This window comes from Catellatospora paridis (genome assembly GCF_009720365.1).
Taxonomy (GTDB): Bacteria; Actinomycetota; Actinomycetes; order Mycobacteriales; family Micromonosporaceae; genus Catellatospora; species Catellatospora paridis.
This window is the reverse complement of record NZ_WBZD01000043.1, coordinates 92,941-118,612: the sequence shown is the minus strand read 5'-3', so window position 1 is coordinate 118,612 and position 25,672 is coordinate 92,941. Positions and strand designations below refer to the sequence as shown.

General features: G+C 72.9%; 26 protein-coding genes. 14 read left to right on the top strand and 12 right to left on the bottom strand.

The features are described 5' to 3' along the window. Positions 1-54 precede the first annotated feature (54 nt). Positions 55-1,281: an SUKH-3 domain-containing protein gene (locus F9C41_RS38445; RefSeq protein WP_155391776.1), complete on the top strand. Its 1,227-nt coding sequence runs from the start codon at positions 55-57 to the stop codon at positions 1,279-1,281. An 18-nt stretch (positions 1,282-1,299) separates the two neighbouring features. Here F9C41_RS38445 and F9C41_RS38440 read toward each other — a convergent pair whose 3' ends face one another. Continuing rightward, complete coding sequence (locus tag F9C41_RS38440) at positions 1,300-2,154, bottom strand: hypothetical protein (protein ID WP_155391775.1); 855 nt, start codon at positions 2,152-2,154, stop codon at positions 1,300-1,302. A gap of 183 nt (positions 2,155-2,337) precedes the next feature. Here F9C41_RS38440 and F9C41_RS38435 point away from each other — a divergent pair, with 183 nt between their 5' ends. From F9C41_RS38435 to mscL, 11 genes are all read left to right on the top strand, one after another. Beyond that, positions 2,338-3,054 carry a hypothetical protein gene (locus F9C41_RS38435; protein WP_155391774.1) on the top strand — a complete coding sequence of 239 codons (717 nt, stop codon included), beginning with the start codon at positions 2,338-2,340 and terminating at the stop codon, positions 3,052-3,054. A gap of 61 nt (positions 3,055-3,115) precedes the next feature. Continuing rightward, complete coding sequence (locus F9C41_RS38430) at positions 3,116-3,658, top strand: NUDIX hydrolase (protein WP_155391773.1); 543 nt, start codon at positions 3,116-3,118, stop codon at positions 3,656-3,658. 19 nt (positions 3,659-3,677) lie between these two features. After that, the gene (locus F9C41_RS38425) at positions 3,678-4,361 is read left to right on the top strand and encodes an endonuclease V (protein ID WP_155391772.1); all 684 of its coding nucleotides are present in this window, start codon (positions 3,678-3,680) and stop codon (positions 4,359-4,361) included. Then, positions 4,348-4,764 carry a YbaB/EbfC family nucleoid-associated protein gene (locus F9C41_RS38420; RefSeq protein ID WP_155391771.1) on the top strand — a complete coding sequence of 139 codons (417 nt, stop codon included), beginning with the start codon at positions 4,348-4,350 and terminating at the stop codon, positions 4,762-4,764. The genes F9C41_RS38425 and F9C41_RS38420 overlap by 14 nt, the downstream gene beginning before the upstream one ends. Continuing rightward, positions 4,761-5,087, top strand: coding sequence for a hypothetical protein (locus F9C41_RS38415; protein ID WP_155391770.1), 327 nt, complete (start codon positions 4,761-4,763; stop codon positions 5,085-5,087). The genes F9C41_RS38420 and F9C41_RS38415 overlap by 4 nt, the downstream gene beginning before the upstream one ends. A gap of 121 nt (positions 5,088-5,208) precedes the next feature. Then, positions 5,209-5,877: a (d)CMP kinase gene (cmk, locus tag F9C41_RS38410; RefSeq protein WP_230690326.1), complete on the top strand. Its 669-nt coding sequence runs from the start codon at positions 5,209-5,211 to the stop codon at positions 5,875-5,877. Continuing rightward, the gene (gene der / locus F9C41_RS38405; RefSeq protein ID WP_155391769.1) at positions 5,874-7,298 is read left to right on the top strand and encodes a ribosome biogenesis GTPase Der; all 1,425 of its coding nucleotides are present in this window, start codon (positions 5,874-5,876) and stop codon (positions 7,296-7,298) included. The genes cmk and der overlap by 4 nt, the downstream gene beginning before the upstream one ends. Before the next feature lie 227 nt (positions 7,299-7,525). Beyond that, positions 7,526-8,608 carry a type III polyketide synthase gene (locus tag F9C41_RS38400; protein ID WP_155391768.1) on the top strand — a complete coding sequence of 361 codons (1,083 nt, stop codon included), beginning with the start codon at positions 7,526-7,528 and terminating at the stop codon, positions 8,606-8,608. A 2-nt stretch (positions 8,609-8,610) separates the two neighbouring features. Continuing rightward, positions 8,611-9,123, top strand: coding sequence for an isoprenylcysteine carboxyl methyltransferase family protein (locus F9C41_RS38395; RefSeq protein ID WP_155391767.1), 513 nt, complete (start codon positions 8,611-8,613; stop codon positions 9,121-9,123). After that, positions 9,120-10,151: an NAD(P)/FAD-dependent oxidoreductase gene (locus F9C41_RS38390; protein ID WP_155391766.1), complete on the top strand. Its 1,032-nt coding sequence runs from the start codon at positions 9,120-9,122 to the stop codon at positions 10,149-10,151. Before F9C41_RS38395 ends, F9C41_RS38390 begins: the two co-directional genes overlap by 4 nt. Before the next feature lie 60 nt (positions 10,152-10,211). Next, a complete protein-coding gene (mscL, locus tag F9C41_RS38385; protein ID WP_155391765.1) occupies positions 10,212-10,646 on the top strand; it encodes a large conductance mechanosensitive channel protein MscL in 435 nt (144 codons plus the stop codon). Between the two features lie 49 nt (positions 10,647-10,695). Here the strand turns inward: mscL and F9C41_RS38380 are convergent, their stop codons facing one another. Then, positions 10,696-12,834 (bottom strand): protein kinase domain-containing protein, encoded by a 2,139-nt coding sequence (locus F9C41_RS38380; protein ID WP_155391764.1) that lies wholly within the window; start codon positions 12,832-12,834, stop codon positions 10,696-10,698. A 223-nt stretch (positions 12,835-13,057) separates the two neighbouring features. Here F9C41_RS38380 and F9C41_RS38375 point away from each other — a divergent pair, with 223 nt between their 5' ends. Continuing rightward, complete coding sequence (locus F9C41_RS38375; protein ID WP_155391763.1) at positions 13,058-13,690, top strand: alpha-ketoglutarate-dependent dioxygenase AlkB; 633 nt, start codon at positions 13,058-13,060, stop codon at positions 13,688-13,690. 24 nt (positions 13,691-13,714) lie between these two features. On the opposite strand, the gene F9C41_RS38370 is transcribed toward F9C41_RS38375, so the two are convergent. The 5 genes from F9C41_RS38370 to F9C41_RS38350 all read right to left on the bottom strand — a co-directional run bounded on the left by F9C41_RS38370 (position 13,715) and on the right by F9C41_RS38350 (position 18,417). Continuing rightward, complete coding sequence (locus F9C41_RS38370; protein ID WP_147433059.1) at positions 13,715-13,954, bottom strand: hypothetical protein; 240 nt, start codon at positions 13,952-13,954, stop codon at positions 13,715-13,717. A gap of 100 nt (positions 13,955-14,054) precedes the next feature. Then, positions 14,055-14,933 carry a carbohydrate ABC transporter permease gene (locus tag F9C41_RS38365; protein WP_155391762.1) on the bottom strand — a complete coding sequence of 293 codons (879 nt, stop codon included), beginning with the start codon at positions 14,931-14,933 and terminating at the stop codon, positions 14,055-14,057. Positions 14,934-14,935: 2 nt separating this feature from the next. Next, entirely contained in the window at positions 14,936-16,018 is a 1,083-nt protein-coding gene (locus F9C41_RS38360; RefSeq protein ID WP_230690325.1) for a carbohydrate ABC transporter permease, read from the bottom strand. A gap of 71 nt (positions 16,019-16,089) precedes the next feature. Then, complete coding sequence (locus F9C41_RS38355) at positions 16,090-17,334, bottom strand: sugar ABC transporter substrate-binding protein (protein WP_155391761.1); 1,245 nt, start codon at positions 17,332-17,334, stop codon at positions 16,090-16,092. A 54-nt stretch (positions 17,335-17,388) separates the two neighbouring features. Further along, a complete protein-coding gene (locus F9C41_RS38350; protein ID WP_155391760.1) occupies positions 17,389-18,417 on the bottom strand; it encodes a LacI family DNA-binding transcriptional regulator in 1,029 nt (342 codons plus the stop codon). A gap of 137 nt (positions 18,418-18,554) precedes the next feature. On the opposite strand from F9C41_RS38350, the gene F9C41_RS38345 reads away from it, so the two are divergent. Beyond that, a complete protein-coding gene (locus F9C41_RS38345; protein WP_155391759.1) occupies positions 18,555-20,630 on the top strand; it encodes an amylo-alpha-1,6-glucosidase in 2,076 nt (691 codons plus the stop codon). A gap of 84 nt (positions 20,631-20,714) precedes the next feature. Here the strand turns inward: F9C41_RS38345 and F9C41_RS38340 are convergent, their stop codons facing one another. The 5 genes from F9C41_RS38340 to F9C41_RS38320 all read right to left on the bottom strand — a co-directional run bounded on the left by F9C41_RS38340 (position 20,715) and on the right by F9C41_RS38320 (position 25,624). Then, positions 20,715-21,959 carry an adenylosuccinate synthetase gene (locus F9C41_RS38340; RefSeq protein WP_230690324.1) on the bottom strand — a complete coding sequence of 415 codons (1,245 nt, stop codon included), beginning with the start codon at positions 21,957-21,959 and terminating at the stop codon, positions 20,715-20,717. Then, positions 21,956-22,924: a hypothetical protein gene (locus tag F9C41_RS38335; protein ID WP_155391758.1), complete on the bottom strand. Its 969-nt coding sequence runs from the start codon at positions 22,922-22,924 to the stop codon at positions 21,956-21,958. The genes F9C41_RS38340 and F9C41_RS38335 overlap by 4 nt, the downstream gene beginning before the upstream one ends. Positions 22,925-22,934: 10 nt before the next feature. Further along, on the bottom strand, positions 22,935-23,918 hold the full coding sequence (locus F9C41_RS38330) for a molecular chaperone DnaJ (protein ID WP_155391757.1): 984 nt from the start codon (positions 23,916-23,918) through the stop codon (positions 22,935-22,937). A gap of 70 nt (positions 23,919-23,988) precedes the next feature. After that, the gene (locus tag F9C41_RS38325; RefSeq protein ID WP_155391756.1) at positions 23,989-24,720 is read right to left on the bottom strand and encodes an NUDIX hydrolase; all 732 of its coding nucleotides are present in this window, start codon (positions 24,718-24,720) and stop codon (positions 23,989-23,991) included. 112 nt (positions 24,721-24,832) lie between these two features. Next, entirely contained in the window at positions 24,833-25,624 is a 792-nt protein-coding gene (locus F9C41_RS38320) for an alpha/beta fold hydrolase (protein ID WP_155391755.1), read from the bottom strand. Positions 25,625-25,672 lie beyond the last annotated feature (48 nt).

The window sequence follows — 25,672 nt, the reverse complement described above, 5'->3', positions numbered from 1 at the left end:
ATCGGTCGCAACCGCTACCGTGGCGTGTCTGCACACCACCCTGGGGAGGGCATCGTGGCTACGATCGACGACGCGCTGCGGCTGGCGGAGCGGTTCGCCGTGGAGGCGACCCTGCGCGACGGGAAGCCCTATCGGGGCTTGGTCGACGAGTTCGCGCACGGCTGGTGCGTGTGGGTCGTGCCGACACAGCCGACGGCGGAGCCGCCGCCGCTGGGTTCGGGCGTGACGGTCGTGCTCGACCGGCACAGCGGCCTGTTGGCCTACTACCCCGCCTGGTGGACGGAGCAGGTGAAGGAGCGATACCAGCCTGGTTCGGCGACGCATCTGGCCAGTCCGCCCAAGCCGAGCCGGGCCGAGGCGGCGCAGGCGCAACCGGGCCCGGCGCGCATCGCGATGGCGCTCACCACGCAGAACGTCAGCGTCCTGGCCGGGTCCGCGCGGGGCGACGCCGCACCGGTGCACCATCCGGCGGTGGCGGGCTGGCTGGCCGCCCAGCCGGCCGGGCGGCTGGTGCGCGGCGCGGCCCGCCATGCCGAGCTGGTGCTGCTCTCGCGGCTGTTCACCGACTGGGCGCAGACCGGGTCGACGGACCCGGCGGCCATGTGGTCGGCGCTGGCCGAGCCGTGGCCGACCAGCTACCCGACGATGTCGGACCGGCCGCTCGGGCTGGGGCCGGACCTGCCGTGCTGCGTCACGTGCCAGCTCGCCTGGCAGGGACTCGGCGGCGGCGACCTGGCGGCGGTGGACTGGACCGAGCTGCGCGAGCCGGTGGCGGCCGGTGCGGCGCCCGACCCCTACCGGTTCCCGCCGGCGGTGGCGGCGGTGCTCGTCGAGGGCGGCTGGACCGGCGGCGGGCTGGACCCCGCGCAGGTGGGCCGGCTGCTCGACGAGGCGCGCGAAGCCCACGGCGCGTGGCACGACCCGGCGGCCGCGGCCGCCGCGCGCGAGGTCTTCGTGCGTTACCCGCAGCTGTCCACGCGGGCCACCGTCGCGGGCGTGGACTGCTTGGCGCAGCAGTTCACGCTGCGGTTGCCGGACGAGTTCTGCCCCGTGCCGGAGCTGGCCGCGTTCGAGCAGCGGCTGGGCGTGCCGGTGTGTCCGATCGGGTCCGAGACGGCCTTCAACATCCTGGTCGTGGACGCGCGGGGCCGCTTCTTCGTGCTCGACCAGGCCGGGGACTGGTTCCTCGGCGCGCACGTCGACGAGGCGCTGACGAACCTGGCCACCGGGCGCACGCCCGGCCGGCTGCGCGCCGACGGCGTGATCGCGGTGGCCCGGTGAGCCGCCGCGACCGGCGCGTCAGTTCAGCAGCGCGCTGACGATCAGGGTCGCGTTGTCCTCGTGCTTGGCGTACGCGTCGGGGAAGGCCGAGATCTGCACCGACTGGGCGGCCCGGGTCAGCGACATGTTCTCCCAGCCGTCGATCTTCACGAGGCGGCCGAAGAACGCGCCCGCCGCGTACTGCGGCTGCATGATCTCCTCGACGGAGCCCCAGCTGCCGCTGGCGCGTTGCTGGAACAGGCCGATCGAGTCGTGGTCCGAACCGGTGCCCTGGTGCGGGTAGTCCAGCGACTCGGGCACGACGTGGCTGGCCACGTTGTAGAGGCGGCTCTCCTGCATGGCGGTGGCCACGCCGACGATCATCGCCCACTTGGACAGGCCCATCGACTGGGCCTTCTTGACGATCGCGGCGGCGTTGTCCATCTGCTGGCGGTCCATCCCGGCGACCAGCTTCGCGACCCGGACCACCGGCTTGGGCTTGGGCTTCGGTTTCGGCTTGGGCTTCGGCTTGACCGCCGGCGGGCTCGCCTTGGGCGCCCGCAACTGCGGCATGCGGTGCAGCAGCGCGCCGCTGGTCACGTCGCTGGCGGCGACGAACATCGGCGAAGCGACGGCATTGCCGGGCAGCAGCCCGGCGGCGGTCGGCGGCTCGACGACGACCGGGCGGGCGTTGCCGGACAGGATGGCCACGGCTCCGACGCCGACGAGTGCGGCGGACGTGAGCAGTGGCGCGAGCAGGCGCTGCGCCCCGGACCGCCCGCGCCGGTGCCGGGCCTGCCAGCCGTCGTCGCGGCGGTGCCGACCGGTGGCGGGGGAGCCGGTGGTGCGGGCGAAACGAGGTTCTTGCTGATCACGGGGGGTATGCGGGGGCATTGGCCGATATTAAGAAGGCATTAGCCCAGGTAAAAGGGGGTGCTATCAGATTTCTCCCAGGGTGGTGCTGATTTAGCCCGAATTGCTCAGACTTGTTCTCAAGATTGTTTCTGACCTGGGGTTTTGTGCGCCGCTCTCGCGCTTCGAGTGCGGTGCTGGGAGCGGCTCGGTACAGTGCCGCGGGTGAGCAACACCCCCACGCCGCCGCTGCCCCCGCCCGCCGATCCGTGGGCGGGCCGCGACGGGCACACGCACACCCTCGGCATGGCGTCCATCCCGCAGCGCATCGCACCGGCCGCCCCAGCCGAGCCGCAGGTCGTCTACGTGGAGCGGCCCCGCCGGCGGCGCTGGCCGTGGGTGCTCGGCACGCTGACCGTGCTGAGCCTGGGCTGCTGCGGGGTGCTCGCCGCGGTCACCGCGCCGATCCGGGCGCAGTACCCGGTGCGCGCCGAGCTGGGCGCCACGATCGCGGGCCTGCGCCGCGACGACAGCCCCGACGTCCGCGCCGCGGCCAACGAGCTGATCGCGCAGATCCACCGGGAGCAGGACGTGACCGGCGCGGAGGTCGCCAAGCTCGACGAGCCCAAGCACAAGGACATGCCGGTGGTGCTGGTCGTGGCCACCCGGTTCATCCTCGACCCGGCCGGCGAACTGGACGGCGCGCTCGCCGGGGCGGGCAAGGACCGGCCCACGGGCGTGCGCAGCTTCCCCGCCGGAGCGCGCGGTGGGGAGCTGCGCTGCGGTAACGCCCGCGACAAGCAGAGCGACGCGCCCGTCGTGGTCTGCGCCTGGATCGACCACGGCAGCCTCGGCCTCGGCCTGTTCTACGGCGGCCGCGCCATGGACGACAGCGCCCGGCTGCTCCGCGAGATCCGCGACGACGTGCTGGTCAAAGCGTGATCGCCGAAGTTGTCCACAGGCCCGGGAACGCGAGCGCGTCCCGGGCACTAGCATCGGCCGGGTGACGCAGACCCTGCATGCCGACGCCCTACGCCTGCTGACCGACTGGCGCCCGCCCACCGACGCCGAGGCCGACTGGACGCAGACGATCGCCCTGCTGGCGCAGGGCCCGCAGGTGATGGGCAAGCCGCATCTCGACGGGCACGTCACGGCCAGCGCGATCATCGTCTCGCACGACCGCTCCCGCATCCTGCTGTGCCTGCACGGCCGGCACGACATCTGGTGCCAGCTCGGCGGCCACCTCGAACCCGAGGACGGTGACCTCGCCGCGGCCGCCCTGCGCGAGGCCACCGAGGAGAGCGGCATCGCGGGGCTGGTCGTCGACCCGGTGCCGGTCGACGTGGACGTGCACCACGTGAACTGCGCGGGCCGGCCCAACCGGCACTACGACGTGATCTTCCTGGTGCACGCGCCCGCGAACGCGGTGGCGCAGGTCAGCGAGGAGTCGCACGAGCTCGGCTGGTTCGCCCCCGACGCGCTGCCCAGCCCGCTCGGCACGGACACCGCGCGCGTGGTGCGCAACGCCATGGCCCGGCTCGGCTGAGCGACGGGCGGGTCCGGCGATGAGGGTGCCGCACGATCCGTGGCCTGCCGACCAGGCCGAGGCACTGCGCCAGCAGCTCGCGCTGCGGGCACGGGTCGAGCCGGGTGGGCCGCTTCCGGCCGCGCGGACCGCGGCCGGGCTGGACGTGTCGTACGACGAGGAGACCGGCCGGGCCGTGGCCGCCGCCGTCGTGCTGGACCTCGCCACGCTGACCGTCGTCGAGGCGGCCACCGCGACCGGCGAGGTGACCTTCCCGTACGTGCCGGGCCTGCTCGCGTTCCGGGAGCTGCCGCTGCTGGTCGACGCCCTGGAGCGGCTCACGGTCACGCCCGACGTGCTGGTGTGCGACGGCTACGGAGTCGCCCACCCGCGCCGGTTCGGGCTGGCCTGCCACGTCGGCGTGCTCACCGGGCTGCCCACGTTCGGGGTGGCCAAGACGCCGTTCACCACCGCGCACGCCGAGCCGGGTCCGGGCCGGGGCGACTGGTCGCCGCTGACCGAGGGCGACGAGGTGCTGGGCCGGGTGCTGCGTAGCCAGCCGAAGGTCAAGCCGGTGTTCGTCTCCGTCGGGCACCGCGTCGACCTCGACGCGGCCACCGCGCTGACGCTGACCCTGTCGCCGCGTTTCCGGCTGCCGGAGACGACCCGGCACGCCGACCAGCTCTCCCGCCGACTGCTCGGAGGATTGCATGCCGCCCGTTGACCCCGACGCCAACGCGGCGCTGCGGGCCCGCTTCGACGAGGTCCACGCGCAGTACACCCACCTGCGGGACAACGTGGGGGAGCTGCAGCGGGAGCTGGCGGGGCTGGAGGTCTCGGTCGCCTCCGCCGACGGGATGGTCACCGTCGTGGTGGGCGCGCGCGGGCAACTGCTGCGGCTGCGGCTGCACGAGCGGGCGTACGCGGCGCACCGGCCGGACCGGCTCGCCGAGCTGATCACCAAGACCACCCGCCGGGCCGAGCAGGCCGCCGTGGAGGCGACGGCCGAGCTGGTGGCGCGGGTGGTGCCGGCCGAGACCGGAGTGCCCGAGCTGCTGCGCGGCGGCGACCTGGGCGCGCTGCTGCGCCGCCACGACGACACCATGGGCTACGAGGAGCAGCGATGATCGGACAGCGGATCGACCTCGACCCGGCGGCCGCGCTGACGGTGGCCCGGCGGCTGAACCTGGCCGGGCAGTCCCTGGTCCGCGAGCGAGAGCTGTCCGGCGGCCGGATCGAGCAGGCCGGGCAGGACCGCCCCTGGGGCGACGACGAGCTGGGCAAGGCCTTCGCGGCGCGGTACGCCGACAGCGCGGTCATGCTGCTCCTGCTGTGGCGTGACGCGGCTCACCGCACGGTGGAGCTGAGTGAGTCCATCGTCACCGCGGTGGCCGCCACCGAGCACGTCGACGCTGCTGGGCAGGCCAGGTTCCGGCAGCTCACGGTGTGACGGGCGGGCCGGTTGTGGCCTGCGGGACGTGTTCTACGCCGCCTGGAGCCCCTCTGCCTGATCGGCGTCCGGACGGACCGGGCAGAATGGGAGCATCAAACCTAGAGGCGGAGGATGGGTCGTGGCTGAACTGCGCTGCGTGGTCGCGGTGGACGGGCCTTCGGGCTCGGGCAAGTCGACGGTGTCTCGCCGGCTGGCGCGTCGCCTGGACGCACGCTACCTCGACACCGGCGCCATGTACCGGGCGCTGACGTGGGCCGTGCTGCAGGCCGGGGTGGACCTCACCGACCCCGACGGCATCGCCAAGGTGGCCGTCGACTGCGAGCTGATCATCACGACCGACCCTGAGCGTCCCTCGATCAGCGTCAACGGCGAGAACGTGGACGGCCCGATCCGCGGCGGCGAGGTCACCGCGGCCGTGTCGGCCGTCTCCGCGGTGCCGTTCGTCCGGCAGGTGCTCACCGCCCGCCAGCGCGCGATCATCGAGGAGTCCGCCCGGATCGTCGTCGAGGGCCGCGACATCGGCACCGTCGTCGCCCCCGACGCCGACCTCAAGGTCTTCCTGACCGCCTCTTCCGCCGAGCGGGCGCGCCGTCGCAGCGCCGAGACCGCCGGCGACCACGCTGCGACCGAGGCCGACCTGGCCCGTCGTGATCACCTGGACTCCACCCGCAAGGTCAACCCGTTGCAGCAGGCCGCCGACGCGGTGGTGCTCGACTCGACCCAGCTGGGCATCGATGAGGTTGTCAGCGAGCTGCACCGCCTGCTGACAACAAGGAAGGCAGCATGAGCAACACTGAGTGGAGCGAGCTGGAGGTCGTCGAGCAGCCGTTGCCGGAGGCGCCTCCGGCGACGCACGTCGTCACCCCGCAGCCGGTCCTGGCGGTGGTGGGTCGCCCCAACGTGGGCAAGTCCACCCTCGTCAACCGCATCATCGGCCGCCGCCAGGCGGTCGTCGAGGACATCCCCGGCGTGACCCGGGACCGGGTGGCGTACGACGCCAACTGGTCGGGCCGCAAGTTCACCGTCGTGGACACCGGCGGGTGGGAGCCCGACGCCAAGGACCGCGCCGCGGCCATCGCCGCGCAGGCCGAGGCGGCCATCGCCGCCGCCGACGTGGTGCTGTTCGTGGTCGACTCGTCCATCGGCGCGACCGACGAGGACGCGGCCGCGGTGAAGATGCTGCGCCGCAGCTCCAAGCCGGTGCTGCTGGTGGCGAACAAGGCCGACAACCAGAACATGGAGTACGAGGTCCACGCCCTGTGGTCGCTCGGCCTGGGCCAGCCCTGGGCCGTGTCGGCGCTGCACGGCCGCGGTTCGGGCGATCTGCTCGACGCGGTGCTCGCCGCGTTCCCGAAGCAGGCCCCGCTGGAGGACCACCTGCCCGGCCCGCGCGGCCCGCGCCGCGTGGCCCTGGTCGGCCGCCCGAACGTCGGCAAGTCGAGCCTGCTCAACCGGCTCGCCCGGGAGGAGCGCTCGGTCGTCGACCCCGTCGCCGGCACCACCGTCGACCCGGTCGACTCGCTGGTCGTCATCGGCGGCGAGACGTGGCAGTTCGTCGACACCGCCGGCCTGCGCAAGCGCGTCGGCAAGGCCAGCGGCACCGAGTACTTCGCCTCGCTGCGCACCGCCGCCGCGATCGAGACCTCCGAGGTCACCGTCGTGCTGCTGGACTCCAGCGAGGTCATCAGCGAGCAGGACCAGCGCCTGCTGTCGATGGTGTCCGAGGCCGGCCGCGGCGTGGTGCTCGCCTTCAACAAGTGGGACCTGGTCGACGCCGACCGGCGGCACTACCTGGACAAGGAGATCGACCGGGAGCTCAAGCGCATCCCGTGGGCGCTGCGCGTCAACATCTCCGCGCTGACCGGGCGGGCCGTCGAGAAGCTCGCGCCGGCGCTGCGCCAGGCGCTGGCCAGCTGGGAGAAGCGCATCCCGACCGGCCAGCTCAACCAGTGGCTGACCGCGCTGGTGCAGGCGACCCCGCACCCGGTGCGCGGCGGCCGTGCCCCGCGCATCCTGTTCGCGACCCAGCCCAGCATCTCCCCGCCGAAGTTCGTGCTGTTCACGACACAGCCGCTGGACCCGGGCTACATCCGGTTCGTGGAGCGCAAGCTGCGCGAGGAGTTCGGCTTCGAGGGCAGCCCGATCGACATCTCGGTCAAGCCCCGCAAGGAGAAGGGCCCCGGCGGCCGCGGCAAGACCCACGGCTGACCGCTGATCCACTCACGAAGCTCCGCCCGCCCCACCGGGGGCCGGCGGAGCTTCGTCGTCGGCGCCCCGTCGCCATGATCGTTGTTCGGTGTCAGAACCTTCGAACTGACCACAGGTTCTGTCCCGAAACCGCGCTCACGGCCCGCAAGCGACGCGCGGTCCTTTGTGCCCGCTCGGCCCACGCGGCGTTCGTGGGCAAGCGGACCTGCGGACGGTACTGTCGGTACATGATTCACATCGATGAGTCGGCGCCGCAGGTGTCGGCGGTGCGGCTGGCCTTTCCGGCGCATCGCTACCGCCAGGAGGAGATCGTCGCCGAGTTCACCGCGATGTGCCTGCCCGGCGAGCATCCCGGGCGCGAGGTGTTCGCCCGGTTCGGACGGACCACCGGCGTGCAGACCCGTCACCTGGCGCTGCCGCTGGACCAGTACGCCGGGCTGACCGGGTTCACCCAGGCCAACGACGCGTTCATCGAGGTGGCCCAGGAACTGGGCGAGGTCGCGCTGCGCGAGGCGCTGGACGCGGCCGGGGTGCGCCCCGACGAGGTCGATCTCATCGCGACCACCAGCGTCACCGGCCTGGCCGTGCCCTCGCTGGACGCCCGGCTGGCCACACGGGTCGGCCTGCGGCCCGACGTGAAGCGGCTACCGCTGTTCGGCCTGGGCTGCGTGGCCGGCGCGGCCGGGGTGGCCCGGCTGCACGACTACCTGCGGGCCTATCCGGACCAGGTCGCGGTGCTGCTGGCGGTCGAGCTGTGCTCGCTGACCGTGCAGCAGCAGGACACCACGCCCGCCAACCTGGTCGCCTCCAGCCTGTTCGGCGACGGCGCGGCCGCGGTGGTGATGGTCGGCGGCCGGCGGGCCGCCGCGGTGCCGGGCCGCCCGCGGGTGCTGGCCACCCGCAGCCGCCTCTACCCGGACACCGAGCAGGTGATGGGCTGGCGCATCGGGTCCAGCGGCTTCCGGATCGTGCTGTCCAACGAGGTCGCCCCGATCGCCGAGCGTTTCCTCGGCGGCGACGTGCGCGGCTTCCTGGCCGATCACGACGTCGACGCGCTCGACGTCGCGACGTGGGTCTGCCACCCCGGCGGGCCGAAGGTCATCGACACCATCGAGAAGGTCCTCGACCTGCCGCCGGAGGCCCTGATGCCGACGCGCCGGTCGCTGGCCGGGCGGGGCAACCTGTCGTCGGTGTCGGTGCTGGACGTGCTGCACGAGGCGATGGCCGGCCCACCGCGCGAAGACCAGCCCGGACTCATGATCGCCATGGGGCCGGGGTTCTGCTCCGAACTCGTCCTGCTGAGGTGGTGAGCGTGCTCGCGTACACCCTGCTGATCCTGGCGGTGGCCGCCGAACGCCTGGTGGAGCTGGTGGTGTCGAAGCGCCACGCGGCGTGGGCCCTGGCCAACGGCGGCCGTGAGTACGGCCGGAGCCACTACCCGTACATGGTGGCCCTGCACACCGCGCTGCTGGCCGGGTGCCTGGCCGAGGTGTGGCTGCTGGACCGGCCGTTCCTGCCCGCGCTCGGCTGGACCATGCTGGCACTGGTCGCGGCGAGCCAGGCGCTGCGCTGGTGGTGCGTGACGACCCTGGGCCGGCGCTGGAACACCCTGGTCATCGTGGTGCCGGGACTGCCGCTGGTGGACCGCGGGCCGTACCGCTGGCTCAAGCACCCCAACTACCTGGCCGTCGTGGTGGAGGGCTTCGCCCTGCCGCTGGTGCACAGCGCCTGGCTCACCGCGCTGACCTTCACCCTGCTCAACTTCGCCCTGCTGGCCGTGCGCATCCGGGTGGAGGACGCGGCGCTGGCCGAGGCCACCGCGTGAGCTTCGACGCCGATCTGCTGGTCGCCGGTGGCGGGCCGGCGGGGCTGGCCACGGCGCTGCTGGCGCGGCGGGCGGGGATGTCGGTGGTGGTGGTCGAGCCGCGCGCCGACCCGATCGACAAGGCCTGCGGCGAGGGGCTGATGCCCGGTGGGCTGGCCCGGCTGCTGGCGCTCGGCGTCGACCCGGTCGGCGTGCCGTTCCACGGCATCGCCTACCGCGCTGGACAGCGCTCGGCCCACGCCCGCTTCGCGGCCGGGCCGGGCCGCGGGGTCCGCCGCACCACCCTGCAGACCGCGCTGCGCGAACGCGCGGCACAGGCCGGGATCGCCTGGGTGGCCGGGCGCGTCGCCGGGTTGCGGCAGGACGCGCACGGCGTCGAGGCGGCGGGGGTACGCGCGCGCTGGCTGGTCGGCGCCGACGGCCTGCACTCGCGGGTACGCCGGGAGGTGGGCATCGCCTCGGCGGCCGGCACTCCGGCGCGCTTCGGCCAGCGCCGGCACTACCCGGTCGCGCCCTGGTCGGACCTGGTCGAGGTGTGGTGGTCGGCGCACGCCGAGGCCTACGTCACCCCGGTCGCGCCCGACCTGGTCGGGGTCGCCATCCTGCACCGCCGGTCCGGGCTGGGCTACGAGACGCTGCTCGACGGGTTCCCCGAGCTGAAGGAACGGCTCGGCGGCGCGGCACCGGACGGCCCGGTGCGCGGCGCGGGTCCGCTGCGCCGCACGGTCGCCGCGCGGGTCCGCGGCCGAGTGCTGCTGGTCGGCGACGCCGCCGGCTACGAGGACGCGCTGACCGGCGAGGGGGTCAGCCTGGCCCTGAGCCAGGCCGAGGCCGCGGTGTCCGCGCTGCTCAACGGCGACCTCACCGGGTACGAGGCGCAGTGGCGGCGGCGTACCCGCACCTACCGCCTGCTCACCCGCGGGCTGGTCCTGCTGACCGCGGCCCGGCCGGTGCGCGGCGCGGTGGTGCCGATCTGCGTCGCGGTTCCGCCGCTGTTCCGCGGCGCGGTGAACGTGCTGGCGGGATAGGCGTTACATCACTGTGTCGGACGCGTGGGTCGGGCCACGCGCTCGGATACGGTGTGGGACATGTTGAGCGGCTTCAAGAATTTCATCATGCGTGGCAACGTCGTCGACCTGGCGGTCGGTGTGGTCATCGGCGCGGCGTTCACGACCCTGGTCACCCAGTTCACCAAGTCGTTCCTGGAACCGATGATCAAGCTGGTGGGCGCAGGCGACGGCAAGATCGGCGGCGAGACGGAGATCGGCACCGACAACGTCATCGCCTGGGGCGCGTTCATCAACGCGACGATCACCTTCCTGCTCACCGCCGCGGTGCTGTACTTCCTGGTCGTGCTGCCGATGAACAAGCTGGCCGAGCGGCGCAACAAGGGCAAGGAGCCCGAGCCCGCACCGATCACCGAGGACATCCGGCTGCTCACCGAGATCCGTGACGCGCTGGTCGCCGGCCGGGTGCCCGCGCAGGCCGTCCGCCACGAGAACGACCACCCCGCCGACCGCTGAGCTGTGCGGCGGGCGGCCGCGCGCCGTCCGCCGCCACCGCGGCCCGGAGCTATCGGGGCCCGGCGACGAGCGAGATCGCGAGCACGTCGGGTGTGTCGCCGTCCTTGAACGGCGGGGGCCGCAGCAGGATGTACCCGGTCGGATGCCGCACCACCAGGCCGCTGACGTTCTCCTCCCGCGCGTCGGCGGGCAGCGGTACGGACCAGTCGGCGTTGCCGGTCGCGGGGTCGATCGCGGCGATGCGCTGCTGGGCGACCGCATAGCAGAATTTGCCGTCCGGCGACGCGGCGACGCGGCCGCCGCGGGCGGGGATGTTCCAGCGTTCCACGCCGGTGTCGGTGCGGAAGCCGTAGATGCGGTCGGCGGCCATCACCACCGTGTCGCCGATCAGGTCGACCCCGGCGACCGGCTTGTCCCAGGGCTTCTCCCACCTGACCGCGCCGTCGGACAGCCGGATCACCCGCAGCACGCCGCCCTCGCGCAACAGCAGGTGGGTGGGGCCCAGCCGGGCCTCGACGGCCTCCCAGGCGTCCTCTGGCGGGCCGCCGCCGGGACCGCCCGGACCGCCGGGGCCACCCCGACCGGCATCCGGTGGCGGGGGCGTGAGCTTGTACGTCACCTGCCACTTCTGGTTGCCGGTAGCCGCCTCGCGCAGTGTGATCCACACCGTGCCGTTGCGCTCCTGCCGGGTGACCAGCCAGGACATGTCGGCCACCAGCGGTGACTCGGTCACGTCCTTGCGCCACACCGGCGCGCCGACCCGGTTGAACGCGCGCACGGAGGCGGGCAGCCCCACGAAGGCCCGGTCGGTGGCGAGGGCGACCTCGCCGACCGTCCCGCCCGCGTCGATGCCCTTGAAGTCCAGGTTGCCGGTCTCGTTCTCCACCCGCCACAGCCGGCTGTCCGCGATGACCAGCACGGCCGGCCCCCAGTCGCGCACGGCGACCGGCTCGGCGTCGATCCGTACGCTCCAGGCCTGGTTCTGGCCCGGGCCGGGCGGGTCGGTGGCGAACACCCGCGGCCCGTCCGTGCCGATCAGCCGCCCGCCGTCGGCCACCACCAGGTGGAACCTGCCCGGTGTGGTCCGCGAGTTGGTCTGCCAGCGCAGTGCCCCCGGCCGCAGCGGCCCGGTCGGGAGCGGCGAGCCGCTCGGCCCGCCGCTGGCCGGGCTCGACCCGTCCGGTGCGCCGGGGTCCGCGCCGCCGCGGGTGACCGCCCACGCGCCGCCCGCGGCCAGCCCGAGCGCGCCCAGCACGGCGCCCACCAGGACCGGCCGCCGCTGCCACAGCTTCGGGGTGCCCCAGGTCGGCGCGATCGGCTCGTCCACCTGCGGCTCGCCGCCGGGCAGCGCGATCAGCGGCTGGAACCAGCCGGGCGTGGGGGTCGACACGCCGGTGCCGATGAGGATCCGGGACAGCTCCTTGGCGGTGGGGCGGTCCTGCGGGCGCAGGCTGATGCAGCGCACCACGAACGGCCGCAGCTGGATCGGCACCGCGGCCAGGTCGAACCGGCCCTGGGTCACCTGGTTGATCTGCTCGAACATGCTCCCGCCGCTGATCAGGGTGCGGCCGGTGGCGGCGAAGTACAGGGTGGCGCCCAGGGAGAAGATGTCGCCGGGCGATCCGGCGTCCTCGCCCTGGATGCGCTCGGGGGCCATGTATGACGGGGTGCCGACGTTGACGCCGGTGGTCATGCGCTCCGCGTCGGTGGACAGCGCGATGCCGAAGTCGATGATGTGCGGGCCGTTGTCGTCGAGCAGGATGTTGGCCGGTTTGAGGTCGCGGTGCACCAGCCCGGCGCGGTGGATGGAGGCCAGCGCCTCGGCCAGGCCGGTGGCGAGGGTGAGCACGGCGCTGACCGACAGCGGGCCGCTGGAGCGCACCCGCTGCTCCACGCTGGGACCCTCGATGTAGGTGGTGGCCAGCCACGGTGATTCGGCGTCGGTGTCGGCGTCGACGACCGCGGCGGTGAACAGCGGGTTCACCAGGCGCGCCGCGGCCACCTCGCGGCCGAACCGGCGGCGGAACATCGGGTCGGCGGCGAGCTCCGGGCGGATCACCTTGATCGCGACGTAGCGCCCGGCCGGAGACTGTCCCAGGTAGACGCGTCCCATGCCGCCGCCGCCGAGAACGCCGACCAGCCGGTACGTTGCTACGGAGTGCGGGTCGGTGGTTCCCAGCGGCCTCATACGACACCCTCAGTCGGCTTTCAGTTGCGCTCCCGCGCCGCATACTATCCCCGTCGATTCCCCGGCGGGCGGTTCGACACCACATACAACAGTCGTGATTGGATATGCCGACTGGGAGCGCTTCGGCAGTCATCATGCCCTGCCGTCCGGTTGGCCGCTTAATCAGGGTAGCGAGTCCCATGGATTGGTACCCCTGTTCGAAAGGGGTGTAGAATCCCTGCTCATGGCGCACGCACACCAGCCGTCGATGTTCGATCTTGATGAGCGGGCCACCCTGGGGCCGCTGGCCGGGGCGGTGAACCGGCATCCGCTCACCCGGGGGGCCTGGGTCGACCACCTGCCCGGCTGGGTGCACGGCTCCGAAGACGTGCTCGAGGTGCTGCTGGAGCAGGTCGACTGGCGGGCCGAGCGGCGGGAGATGTACGAGCGCGAGGTCGACGTGCCCCGCCTGCTGCGCTGGTACGGCCCTGACGAGGCGCTGCCGCACCCGGTGCTCGACCAGGCCCGCACCGCGCTGTCGGATTTCTACGCCACGGAGCTGGGCGAGCCGTTCGTGTCCGCGGGCATGTGCCTCTACCGCGACGGCCGCGACAGCGTGGCCTGGCACGGCGACACCATCGGCCGTGGCAGGCACACCGACACCATGGTCGCCATCGTGTCGTTCGGCGAGCCCCGGCCGCTACTGCTGCGCCCGCGCGGCGGCGGCGAGCCGAGCGTCCGGTTCCCGCTCGGCCACGGCGACTTGGTCGTGATGGGCGGCTCCTGCCAGCGCACCTGGGAGCACTGCATCCCGAAGACGGCCCGCCACGTCGGGCCGCGGGTGAGCGTCCAGTTCCGCCCGGTCAACGTGGCCTGAGCGACCTGCGGTGCCGCGGGGAGACTAGCCCTGCGCGCCCAGGCCGAGGCGTTCGCGGAGTTTGCCGCGGCGGTCCTCCAGCACCGCGACCAGCGCCTCCTGCTCCTCGGCGCTGCTGATCAGCAGGGTGGTGTCGCCGGGATCGCCGGGCCCGTCCTCGCGGTTGCCGACCTCGTGCCGGATCTGCTCGGCCTGGCTGCGCAACTCGGCGATCATCGCGTCGACCTGCTCCAGTTCGCGTTGCATCGCATGCTCGTCCGTCATGGGTACATTGTCGGCTTCGAGGCGGCCGGCTGGTGTGCGTTCCACCTATCGGGACCCTCAGCCGTGCGGCCGGCGCCATGTCGGACTTACGACCGGACCTCTATTCCTTGCTGGCGCCCTCGGCCGCGCCGCGGACGAAGTGGCGCTGGAACACCAGGAAGATGACGGCGACCGGGATGGTGGCCAGCAGGGCGGCGCCGAGCTTGAGCGGGTACTGGCTGCCCGCGCCCAGTGACCCGCTGACCAGGTCGGCGACGCCGCGCGGCAGCGTGAACAGCTCCGGGCTCTGCACCGCGACCAGGGTGTGCGGGAACTCGTTCCACGAGCCCTGGAACGACAGGATGGTCAGCGTGATCAGCGCCGGGCGGGCCATCGGCAGCACCACCGACCAGAACGTCCGGAACACGCCCGCCCCGTCGATGCGGGCCGCCTCCTCGACGCTGACCGGCACGGAGACGAAGAACTGCCGCATGATGAACACGCCCGCCGCGTCCACGATGACCGGCAGGATCAGCGCGGTGTAGCTGTTGTAGATGCCGAGCTGGTTGAGCACCAGGAACTTCGGGATCAGCAGCACGACGCCGGGCACCGCCATGACCGCGACGACCGCGCCGGTGACCGCGGCGCGGCCGCGGAAATGCAGCCGGGCCAGGGCGTACCCGGCGAGCGAGTCCAGGAACACCCGGCCGGCGGTGACGACGGTGGTGACGACGAGTGAGTTCGCCACCCACCGGGGGAAGCCGGTGCCCTCGAAGATCCGCGTGAACGCGGCGGTCGTCACCGGGTCCGGCAGCGGCGCCAGCGGGTTGGCCGCCGCGTCGGGCTCGGACTTGAACGCGTTGGCCAGCTGGATCACGAACGGGTAGAGGAACACCAGCGCGAAGAAGACCAGCACCGCGTACCCGACGAAATGGCTCGCCAGGGTGCGGCCGCCGTCGCGGCGGGCGGGGGAGCGGGGTCGGTCGGCCGCCACGGACATGATCAGGACCTCCGCGTACGGGTCGGGAGCAGGCGGGTGCGCGGCACGCGGTCGCGGTCACGCATGACCCAGCGCTGCCCCAGCGTCAGCACCACGATGAGCAGGAACAGCACGAACGAGATCGCCGCGCCGCTGCCGTACTCGAAGTCCTTGAACGCGGTGCGGTAGGACAGGTAGGCGGGGGTCAGCGTGGTCTTGGCGGGGTTGCCCTGGCTCATCACGTAGATCTGGTCGAACACCTGCCAGGTGCTGATGAGCCCGAGCGTGATGACGAGGAACATCGTCGGCTTGAGCAGCGGCAGGGTCACGTAGCGCAGCCGCTGCCAGGGTCCGGCCCCGTCGATCAGGCTGGCCTCCTCCAGCTGCACCGGCACGTCCTGCAGTGCGGCGAGGAACATCAGCATGAAGGTGCCGCTGGTCGTCCAGACGACGAGGATGATGATGGTGCTCATGGCGACGCTGGGCCCGGAAAGCCACTCCCACCAGGACAGGCCCAGCAGCCCGCTGTCGGTCAGCGCCGCGGGCGGGTGGGCCGGATCGACCAGGCCGAGTCCGGACAGGGTCAGGTGCAGCAGCCCGCGCGGGTCGGCGAACCACTGCGGGCCGTCGAGGCCGAACACGCTCAGCAGGGAGTTGACCGCGCCGGTGTTGGCGAACAGGAACAGGAACATGACGCTGATCGCCACGGAGCTGGTCACCGACGGGAAGTAGAACGCGGTGCGGAAGAACGACCTGCCGCGCAGCACCCGCCGGTTGACGACCAGCGCCAAGCCCAGCGCGAGGACCGTCTGTGCGGGCACGACCAGCAGCACGTAGTACGCGTTGTTGCGGATGCTGGTCATGAAGTTCTCGCGGGCGAGCCCGTCCTGCGTGAACAGGCGGGTGTAGTTGTCCGCGCCCACGAACGGCACGTCGTCGCGGAAGGGGCTGCCCTGGCCGTTCCAGCCGCTGAGGCTGACCCACAGCGCCATCAGGATGGGCAGCAGCAGGAACAGGCCGAGGATCACCACCACCGGGGCGACGAACAGCCAGCCCGCCACCGCCTCGTTGCCGCGGATGCCGCCGCGGCGCCTGCTGCCGAACACGAGTCACCTGCCTTCTGCGAAGTCGGGGGGCGCGGCCGCGGTCGCGGCCGCGCACCTTCCACCGGTCGGGATCAGCTGCCGAGCGCGGCGGCGACGTTCTTCTGCACCCGCTCCAGGACCGCCTTCGGGTCACCGGTGGCGAGCTTCTGCAGCTGGGTGTCGAAGTCGGACAGGACGCTGTCCATCTTCGGGGCGTTCACCGGGCCGTGGGCGTAGTCGGCACCGGTCACGAACGGGCCGTCGGCCGGGAACTGCTGGGAGTAGCCGTCCTTGGCGGTCTTCAGCGACGGCATGACACCGAACGCCTTGGCGTAGGCGAGCTGCTGGTCGACGCTGGTCATCGCCTCGACGAACTTGATCGCCTGGTCCTTGAACTTGCTCTTGGCGGAGATGCCCCAGCAGTTGGTGAACGACAGGGTGCCCTTGCCCTTGGGGCCGGCGGGCAGCTCGTGCACCGTGTACTTGACGTTCGGGAAGTCGTTGGCCATGGCGCCCTTGATCCAGTTGCCCTCGATCGTCATGACGGCCTTGCCCTTGCCGAACGCCTCGCCGCCCCAGCCGGCGTCGACCTGCTTGGGGAAGACGGCCAGGCCCTTCTTCTGCAGGCCCTGGAAGTACGTCAGCGCCTGCAGGTTCTCCGGGCTGTCCGCGGTGGCCTGCTTGCCGTCGGTGCTGACCAGCCAGCCGCCGGCCTGCACCAGGAAGGCGCCGATCCGGTCGCGGGTGTCGCCGACGACCAGCGGGGTGAGGCCCTTGGCCTTGATCTTCTCGGCGGTGGCCTGCAGCTGCTCCCAGGTGGTGGGCAGGTCCGCGTCGGTCAACCCGGCCTTGGTCCACAGGTCGGTGTTGACCTGCAGGGCGAGGGTCGAGAAGTCCTTCGGCGCGCAGTAGAACTTGCCGTCGTAGGTGAAGGTCTGCTTGAGGCTGTCGTAGAAGTCGCCCTTGTTGGCGAGCTTGTCGCCGTACGGCTCCAGCGCGCCGACGCTGGCGTAGTCGGCGAAGCGGGAGGCGTCGACGTAGAACACGTCCGGCGGGGAGTCGCCGGCGAAGGCCTGGCCGAGCTGCTGGCTCAGGTCCTGGGCCGGGGTGACGGTCGCCGTGTTGCCGGTGGCGGTGGCCCACTTGGCGGCGGCGTCGTTGACGGCCTTGGTCTCGGCCTCGCCGGAGGAGCCGATGAGCACCTGCAGGGCAGCCGGGCCGCTGCTCTGCTCGGTGGTGGCGCCGTCGTCGAAGCCGCTGCCGCAGGCGGAGGTGACCGCCAGCGCACCGGCCGCCGCGACCGCGATGGCGGTCCTGCGGAGTCTGCTGTGGAACATTTTCTGTTATCTCCTGTTCAGCGGGGTGGGGACGGGACAGGGTGCGTGGTGAGGTCAGGCGGTGCGGCGGGGCACCAGGGCCGGGGTGAGCAGGATCTGCCCGTCTCCCGGTGGGCGGCTGCCGGGCGCGTCGAGCTGCGCGGCCAGCAGCCGCAGGCAGTGCGTGGCCGCTTCGCCGAGCGGCTGGGCGATGCTGGTGAGCCCGACGGCCTGCGCGACGGGGGTGTCGTCGAAGCCGATGACGGCGATCCGCCCGGGCGCGGGCGGGCCCGGCACGGCGGGCTCGGCGCCGCCGGTGGCGTGCAGTGCGCCTAGGGCCAGCGAGTCGCTGCAGCACACGATCGCGGTGACCGGCTCGCCGCGGGTGAGCAGGTCGCGTGCGGCGGCCACGCCCTCGGCCACCCCATCGGCGGTGACGGCGTCGAGGCCGTGGATGTCGATTCCCGCCTCGGCCAGCGCGGCGGCCCAGCCGGAGCGGCGGTCGTCGCCGACGCCGGAGCCGGGTGGCCAGCCGATGAAGCCGATCCGGCGGTGCCCGGCGCGCAGCAGGTGCCGGGTCGCCTCGGCGGTGCCGGCGGCGCCGTCCACGTCGACCCACGGATGGCTGCCCAGGGCGTCCCAGGGGCGACCGAACGTCACGAACGGCACGCCGCGCTCGGCGAGCCAGCCGGTGCGGGTGTCGGCATGGTGCGTGCTGGTGAGCACGAACGCGTCGATGTCGTACGCGCTGAGCATGTCCTCGTAGGTGGTGATCTCCGCGGCGTCGTCGGCCGCGGTGTAGAGCAGCACGCGGTAGCGGGCGGGGGCGGCGGCCTCGGCGAGTCCGTGCAGGAAGCGGTCCAGGATCGAGCCGTTGATGCCGTCCTGTGCGGGCTCGATGCGGGCCGCGATCAGCCGGGAGCGGCCGGTGCGCATCTGGCGGGCGGCCTGGTTGGCGCGGTAGCCCAGGGCGTCGATGGCGTCCTGCACCCGCTGCCGGGTCTCCGGTCGCACGACATGAGGTGAATTGAGCACATTGGACACGGTCTGAACGGAAACCTGGGCATGACGAGCAACTGTGGTGATTGTCACCCTGTCAGCCATTCTCGCCGCCTTTGCCCCTCTTGATCGTTCTAAAAACGAGACCGCATAATTTGAACGTTCAACTGCCGGAATCATGATCACTTTGCATCCCAACGAACCGACTGTCAAGAGACGGTTCGGCATCAAGGAGTTACCCCTTGCTCAACCAGTCCAACCCATCCGAAGCCCGCCTCCTGCAACCCCTGCTGCACGACCTGGTCAGCACCGTCTTCGCTCCCGCGAGCGCGTTGAGTGGCACCGATGGGCAGATCCGGGAGGCTGGTGTGCAAGGCCTGTTCTACGCAGACAGCCGGGTGCTGTCCCGGGCGCACCTGCTGATCGACGGGCGCGAGCCGGAACACGTTGCGTTCGCCCCCGACGCGCCGGGCGCGACGCGGTTCACCGCTCTCGTGCGGTGGCTCGGCGATCCGGGCCCCGACCCGACCGTGCGCGTCGAGCGCCTGCGGACCGCCGGACCATCCGGTATGGACGAACACCTCACGGTCACCTCGACCGCTGCGGTCCCCGTCACGTTCACTCTCAGCATCGCTCTGGGCTGCGACTTCGCGCCGATCGAGGAGGTGAAGTCCGGCGGCGGACGCCTGGACCACGCCGCGAGCGAATACGACGGCGCGCTGCGGTGGCGGGACGGCGAGACCGAGGTCCGCGTCACCGCCCCCGGCGCCGAGCTGATCGACGGCATCGCCGCGGGCCTGCGCTGGCAGGTCGCCCTCGGCCCGCGGGAGCAGGTCAGCCACCGCTGGCACGCCGAGGTCCGCGACCCGCGCTCGATCGTGACCACGCCCCGGCACGCCGCGGACTGGGCCCGCCCGCAGGTCGCCGCCGCCGACCACCGGCTCACCCGGCTGCTCGACCAGTCACTGGACGACCTGCAGACCTTGCGCTTGGCCGAGACCGCGCAGCCGGGCGACACCTTCCTCGCGGCCGGGGTGCCGTGGTTCCTCACCCTGTTCGGGCGGGACAGCATCTGGGCGGCCCGGATGATGCTGCCGCTGGGCACCGGGCTGGCCGCGGGCACGCTGCGCGCGCTGGCCCGCCGCCAGGGCCGCGCGCTCGACGCCGCCACCTGCGAGGAGCCCGGCAAGATCATGCACGAGCTGCGCCGCCGCCCGTTCCACTTCGGCGGCGCCGTCGGCGAACTGGACCTGCCCGACGTCTACTACGGCACCGTCGACGCGACCCTGCTGTGGATCAGCCTGCTGCACGACGCGTGGCGCTGGGGCATGCCCGAAGACCAGGTCGCCGACCTGCTGCCGCACCTGGAAGCCGCGCTCGGCTGGCTGGACAAGCACGCCGACCCCGACGGCGACGGCTTCGTCGAGTACGTCGACACTCATGGCCACGGGCTGGCCAACCAGGGCTGGAAGGACTCCGGCGACGCCGTGCGCTTCCGGGACGGGCGCCAGGCCGACGCACCGATCGCGCTGGTCGAGGTCCAGGGCTACGCCTACCAGGCGGCCGTGCACGGAGCGGCCTTACTCGACGCGTACGGCCTGGCCGGCGCCGAGCGCTGGCGCGACCACGCGGGCCGGCTGGCCGAACGGTTCCGCGCGGCGTACTGGGTCGACGGGCCGAACGGCGCGCACCCCGCACTCGCGCTCGACCGGTACAAGCGGCCCGTCAACTCGCTGACCAGCAACATCGGTCACCTGCTGGGCACCGGCATCCTGTCCGAGGCGGAGTCCGCATCGGTGGCCGCGCTGCTGGCCGCGCCGGGCAACGCCGACGCGTTCGGGCTGCGCACCATGGCCGCCGACGAGCGCGGGTACAGCCCGCTGTCGTACCACTGCGGCACCGTGTGGGCGCACGACACGGCCATCGCGATCAGCGGCCTGGCCGCCGACGGCCACGCCGAGGTCGCGGCGCAGCTGGCTGAGGGCCTGTTGGCCGCCGCCGAGGCGTTCGACTACCGGCTGCCGGAACTGCACTCCGGCGACGCCCGCAGCACGTCACGCCGGCCCGTGCCGTACCCGGCGGCCTGCCGGCCGCAGGCGTGGTCGGCGACCGCGGTGGTCGCGGTGCTGCACGCGATGCTCGGCGTACGCCCGGACGTGCCCGGAGGCCGGGTCAGCGTACGGCCGCTGGCGGGCGCGCCCCTGGGCGCCGTCACCGCCCGCGGCCTGCGGATCGGCGGCAAGCCGGTCACCGTGGCGGTCGACGGCACGGGCCGGCCGACCGTCACCGGACTGCCGTCCGGCCTGACCCTGGACTGAGCACCGCCGACGGGGGCACCCCGCGAGCACCGCTCGCGGGATGCCCCCGGGTGACCCGTGCCGACCCTCAGTTCGGCTCGGGCTTCAGACCCGGGTTGTCCAGCGCGTCGGCTGCCAGTTCGCTTGGCTCTTGTCCCGCCAGGTCGGGCCGCGCGAGGTGACCGCGATCGGGGCACCGAGCACCTCGCCCACGTCGGTGAGTCCGGTGTAGACCGGGGTGGCGGTGGTCAGAGTCTGCGTGAGCTTCTCCTGGTACGCCAGGTCGCCGTGCTCGCCGGGCACGATCCGGTCGAGCTGCTCGTACGACAGGCACATCTTCAGGTCGTGGTGTGCGGCGACGTCCAGGTGGGTGACGGCGAGCGCGTCGACGCCGCCGCACACTTCGACGGCGTAGCGGTGGGCGACGGCGTCGAAGTGCCCGGCCCGCCACGCGCCCTGCCACGGGCCGTGCGTGTTGTGCCGTTCCGGCAGGGTCGCCGTGAGCCGCGGATCCTCGGTGACCAGCGGTCCGGCGCCGTGGCGGGTCGTGTAGGTGCGCACGACGCCCAGGCGCAGGGCCGCGCCGTCGCCGGATTCGGCCAGCAGGGTCTCGGCGTTGTCGAACGTGGTCGTCGACCAGGTCGTGTAGGGGTGAAAGCCGCGCCATTCGTCCAGCAGTACGCCCTGGGCGCCCTCGAACACGCACGGGCCGCGCAGCGCCTGCCGGGATGAGGAGACCAGCCGGATCGCGGTCCCGAACCACCGGAATGCCTCGGCCACGGCGGCGACGGGTGGCGCGTCGAGGGGGCCGAGCTGGGCGGTGAGCGCGTCCCGGACCGCGCGCAGCTTGCGGGCGAGCGTGGCCGGGGACTCGGTGTCGCCGGCGCGGACGGCCAGGTCGGGGTGGGCGAGCGCGAACGCGGCGGTCTCGCCGACGCCCATGCCGCAGGACCCGTGCCGGTCCTGCCCGCGGGCGGCTTCCCGGGCTCGGTTGGCGGCCCGGTGCCACGGTGTCGTCAGCAGCGCCTGGCGGTCGACGGTGAGCAGCTCGAACGGCGCCGCCACGCCCAGCTCGGCCAGGTGTCCGGCTTCGGCGGCGAGCGCCAGCGGGTCGACCATCATGAACCGGGACAGGTGGGTGCGGACCCCGTGCAGCGTGCCGGAGCCGAACTGGGCGAACGTGTGGTGACGCCCGTCGGGCGTCACCACGTTGTGGGCGGCCTGCGCGCCCCCGTTGAACCGGATCACGGTGGTGACCGGTCGGGTCGCGCAGAGCCAGTCCACGATCGTGCCCTTGCCGGCGTCGCCGTAGCCGAGGTCGACGACGATGACGTGGCGGGCGCTGGTCACAGCCGGGTCACCGGGTTGGCTCGTCCGTCGCCGAAACCGGCCGGCAGCGCCGAGCGCACCAGCGCGCCGCGGCTGGTGCCGAGCGGGGCGAGCGCCTTGCCGACGGTCGGGCCGGCCGCCGACCCGGCCTCGGCGAGGTCGACCAGTCCGGCGTCGAGGTCCGTGGCGTCCTCGCCGAGTCCGACGGTGAGGGCGATGGTCTCGCAGACGGCGTCGAGGTCGTCGAGTTCGATGACGTTCTGGCCGAGCAGCTTGCGCCAATATCCGAGGATCTCGGCGTCGCCGGTGTAGCTGGCCTGCGCGGGCATGATGAAGTACACGTCGTAGCTGAGCTGCAGCTCGGCGACGATCGCCTCGGTGCTGATCGGTTCGGCGATCGTGTCGCCGATGACGCGGCGCACCTCGTCGGGCTTGACCCGCCGGTACGCCATCTCGTCGCCGATGATGAACAGGTAGCCGCGCCCGCCGCGCGCGACGGTGTCGAGCTCGGTGTGGCGGGCCATGAAGTACATGGCGAGCTCGTAGGACTCGGTGCGCTGCCCGCCTCCGCCGCCTTCGAGCAGGATCCGGCCGAGGTCGTCGTCCATGCGGTTGTCGGACTCGAACTGCCCGAGCTGCAGAGGCGCGCGGTCGCAGGTGGCGTCACCGATCGCGCCGAAGAGGATCTGCGGGTCGGTGCAGTAGCCCTTGCGGATCAGCAGGCCGAACAGTTCCGGCAGCTTGGTCTGCAGCACGCGCGGCACCGTGCCCATCGACCCGGTGACGTCGAAGAGGATCGCGATCGGCGTCGACCGCGGGTGCTGGTCGCTGTCGCGGCTCTCCCGCACCGTGACGCCGTGCGGGTTCAGGGCGTCGTGCACGGTGCGCGCGCCGGAGTCGCTGTAGGCGAAGGCGCTGGCGCCGGTCGCCGCGCGGTAGCCCGCCGCGGCGGCGTAGACGTCGGTGGACCATCGTCCGCTTCCCATGATCTGCTCCTTAGAGGGTGAGGGGCCGGAAGGTGCGGGGCCCGTAGAGCGCGTCCAGCAGCTCATCGAGTTCGGCGAGCAGCCGCCACGCGTCGTGCGGGCGCGCGTTCGGATTGGGCAGGGTGCAGCCGTGCGCGAACCGGGCCAGCGCGGCCGGTGTCCGGTCGCCCATGAGCCAGGTCATGCACCGGGTGGCGAGGTGGATGTCGGTCGCCTCGCTCGCCGGGCGCTTGCCGGCAACCTCCGGCGGGTAGAGGTCGCGGTATCCGGTGACGAGCGCCGGGACGGTCTGACCGGGCTCGGTCACGCTGTAGCACCAGTCGACGAGCACGAGGCCGTGCTCGACCGGGTGGATCAGCACGTGATCGGGGACGACGGCCCCGTGGACGACCCCGGCGCGGTGGGCGTAGCCGACGGCGACGAGCAGGCGCCGCCACATCCAGGCCGCGTCCCGCGGGTCGACGCCGTCCGGGTAGGACTGCTTCACCCGGGCCAGGGTCACGAACCCGTCCTGGTGGGCGAGGATCGTGGCGGTGCGCTGAGCGCCGCTCGCGGGGTCGCGGTGCGTGAACGACTCGATCAACTCCGGGGCGTACGCGCCATGGCGTGCCTCGCCGTGTCTGCGCAGCCGGGTCAGGGCGCGTGCCTCCCGGCGCATCAGGTCGCTGTCGGCGGGATGCCGGGGCAGCTTCAGCAGCGCGGCGCCGCCGTCGACCGTGTGGAGGTCCGCGATGTCGCCGGCGTAGGCCGGCGACCCGACGCGGTAGGTGCCGCGACGCGTGGTCATGGTGGTGCCGCCGCGGTGGGCGGCCCACATGTCCGCGAGCCGGGCGAAGGCGCGCGTCGCGGTCGCGCCGGAGCCGGCCGGTGCGGCATCCGGGTGCAGGACCTTGGCAAGCGTGCGGTACGCGTGCCCGCTGTTGCCGCCGCCGAACAGGTCGCCGGGGGAGCGCGCCGCCAGCACGCGGGTGACCGCGTCGTCGAAGCCGCTCATGCCCGCTCCTCGCTGCGCTCGTCACGTGCCTGAGCCGACCCGTGCCACATGATTCGCTCGCTGCGCTCACTCATCGCCGCTCCTCCGGGGTGGGCCGCAGCAGCGCCGGGTGCAGGATGCGGGCGTCGCCGGCCCGGTAGAGCTTGGACCGGGGTCCGCCGCGCTCGCCGCCCCGCTCGGTGGTCGTGCCGGTGGCCTCGATGAAGCCCGGGACGGAGAGCACCTTGCGGTGGAAGTTGCCCGCGTGCGGCTCCTCACCCCAGACCGCTGTGTACACGCCGCGCAGCTGCGCGATCGTGAACTCCTCGCCGACGAACGCGGTCGCCAGCGGCGAGTATTCGAGCTTGGCGCGGGCGCGTTCGAGCCCGGCGGCGAGGACCGCGTCGTGGTCGAAGGCGAGGTCGGTCGCGTCGTCGACCGGGACCCAGCGGGCCGCCGCGGCGTCGCCGCCGACGGTGGGATCGGGCAGGCGCGGCGCGAAGGCGAGGTAGGCGACCGACACCACCCGCATGCGCGGGTCGCGGCCGGGGTCGCCGAAGGTGGCCAGCTGTTCCAGGTGGACGCGGGGAAGTAGGCCCGTCTCCTCGGCGAGCTCGCGCAGTGCGGCCTGGTCGAGCGTCTCCTCGCGGACGAAACCGCCCGGCAGCGCGAGGCGGCCGGCATAGGGCTGCTCGCCGCGCTCGACCAGCAGCACATGAAGCACGCCGTCGCGGATGGTGAGCGTGACGACGTCGACCGTGACCGCGAGCGCCGGGTAGGCCCGCGGGTCGTAGCCGTCGAGGAACTCGCGCTCGGTGACCATGCCACGTCCTTCTCAATTGGAGATAAACTCAATCTGAGAAGGACTCTAGAGCCGAGTCCGGCCACTGTCAACGGGACGGCGGTCAGCGTGGGTCAGGCCACCGGGCCGTGGGCTACGCGGCGGGCGCCTGGCCGTCCAGGTAGGCGCTGATCGCCGCCGCCGTCGCCGCAGGCTGGTCGAGGTGCACGTCATGGCCCGCGTCGAGCACGGTGACCAGGGTGGTGTCCGGGCGCTGCGTCATGCGGGCCACCTCGGCGTCGGTCATGATGCCGCGCTCGCCCCGCACCACCAGCACGGGGCCGACGAGACTGTCCCAGGCCGGCCACGAGGGCGCGCCGACGAGCGTGGCTATCGAGTCCACCATGGCGTCGCGGGCGAACCTCGGCCACAGCCCGCCGTCGCGTTCGACCAGGCCCGCGGCCCAGCCCGCGCCGACCGGCCCGCCGCCGAAGAACTCCGCGGCCTGCTCCCGGGAGGCGAACGGCACCGGCCACGAGTCCAGCCAGCCGCCGATCTCCGCGGGCAGCTCCGGCCCGTCGGCCTCCGGCCCCGCCTCGATCATCACGAGTCCGCGTACCAGGTCCGGCCGCGCGGCGGCGGCCAGCATGGCGGTGTGCCCGCCCAGGGACTGCCCGACGAGCACCGCCGGCGCGAGCCCCAGCTCCTGGAGCACGAACACGACGTCCTCGGCGTACGCCGCCCGGGACAGGTCCGCGGGCACCGGCTCGCCGGGCACGTGGGCGCGCTGGTCCACCGCCACGCACCGCAGCCCGGCCGGCAGCGAGCGCTGCAGCTCGGCGAACTCCCCGGAGTGGCCCGCGAGGCCGTGCAGCAACACGATCGCGGGGCCGTCGCCACCGGAGTCATGGCAGTCCAGCCGGACTCCGTCGCGTACCACCTGCATCTGCGTCTCCCCCCGTCCCACGGTCCGCAACGGGCCTTCTCTGCCGCG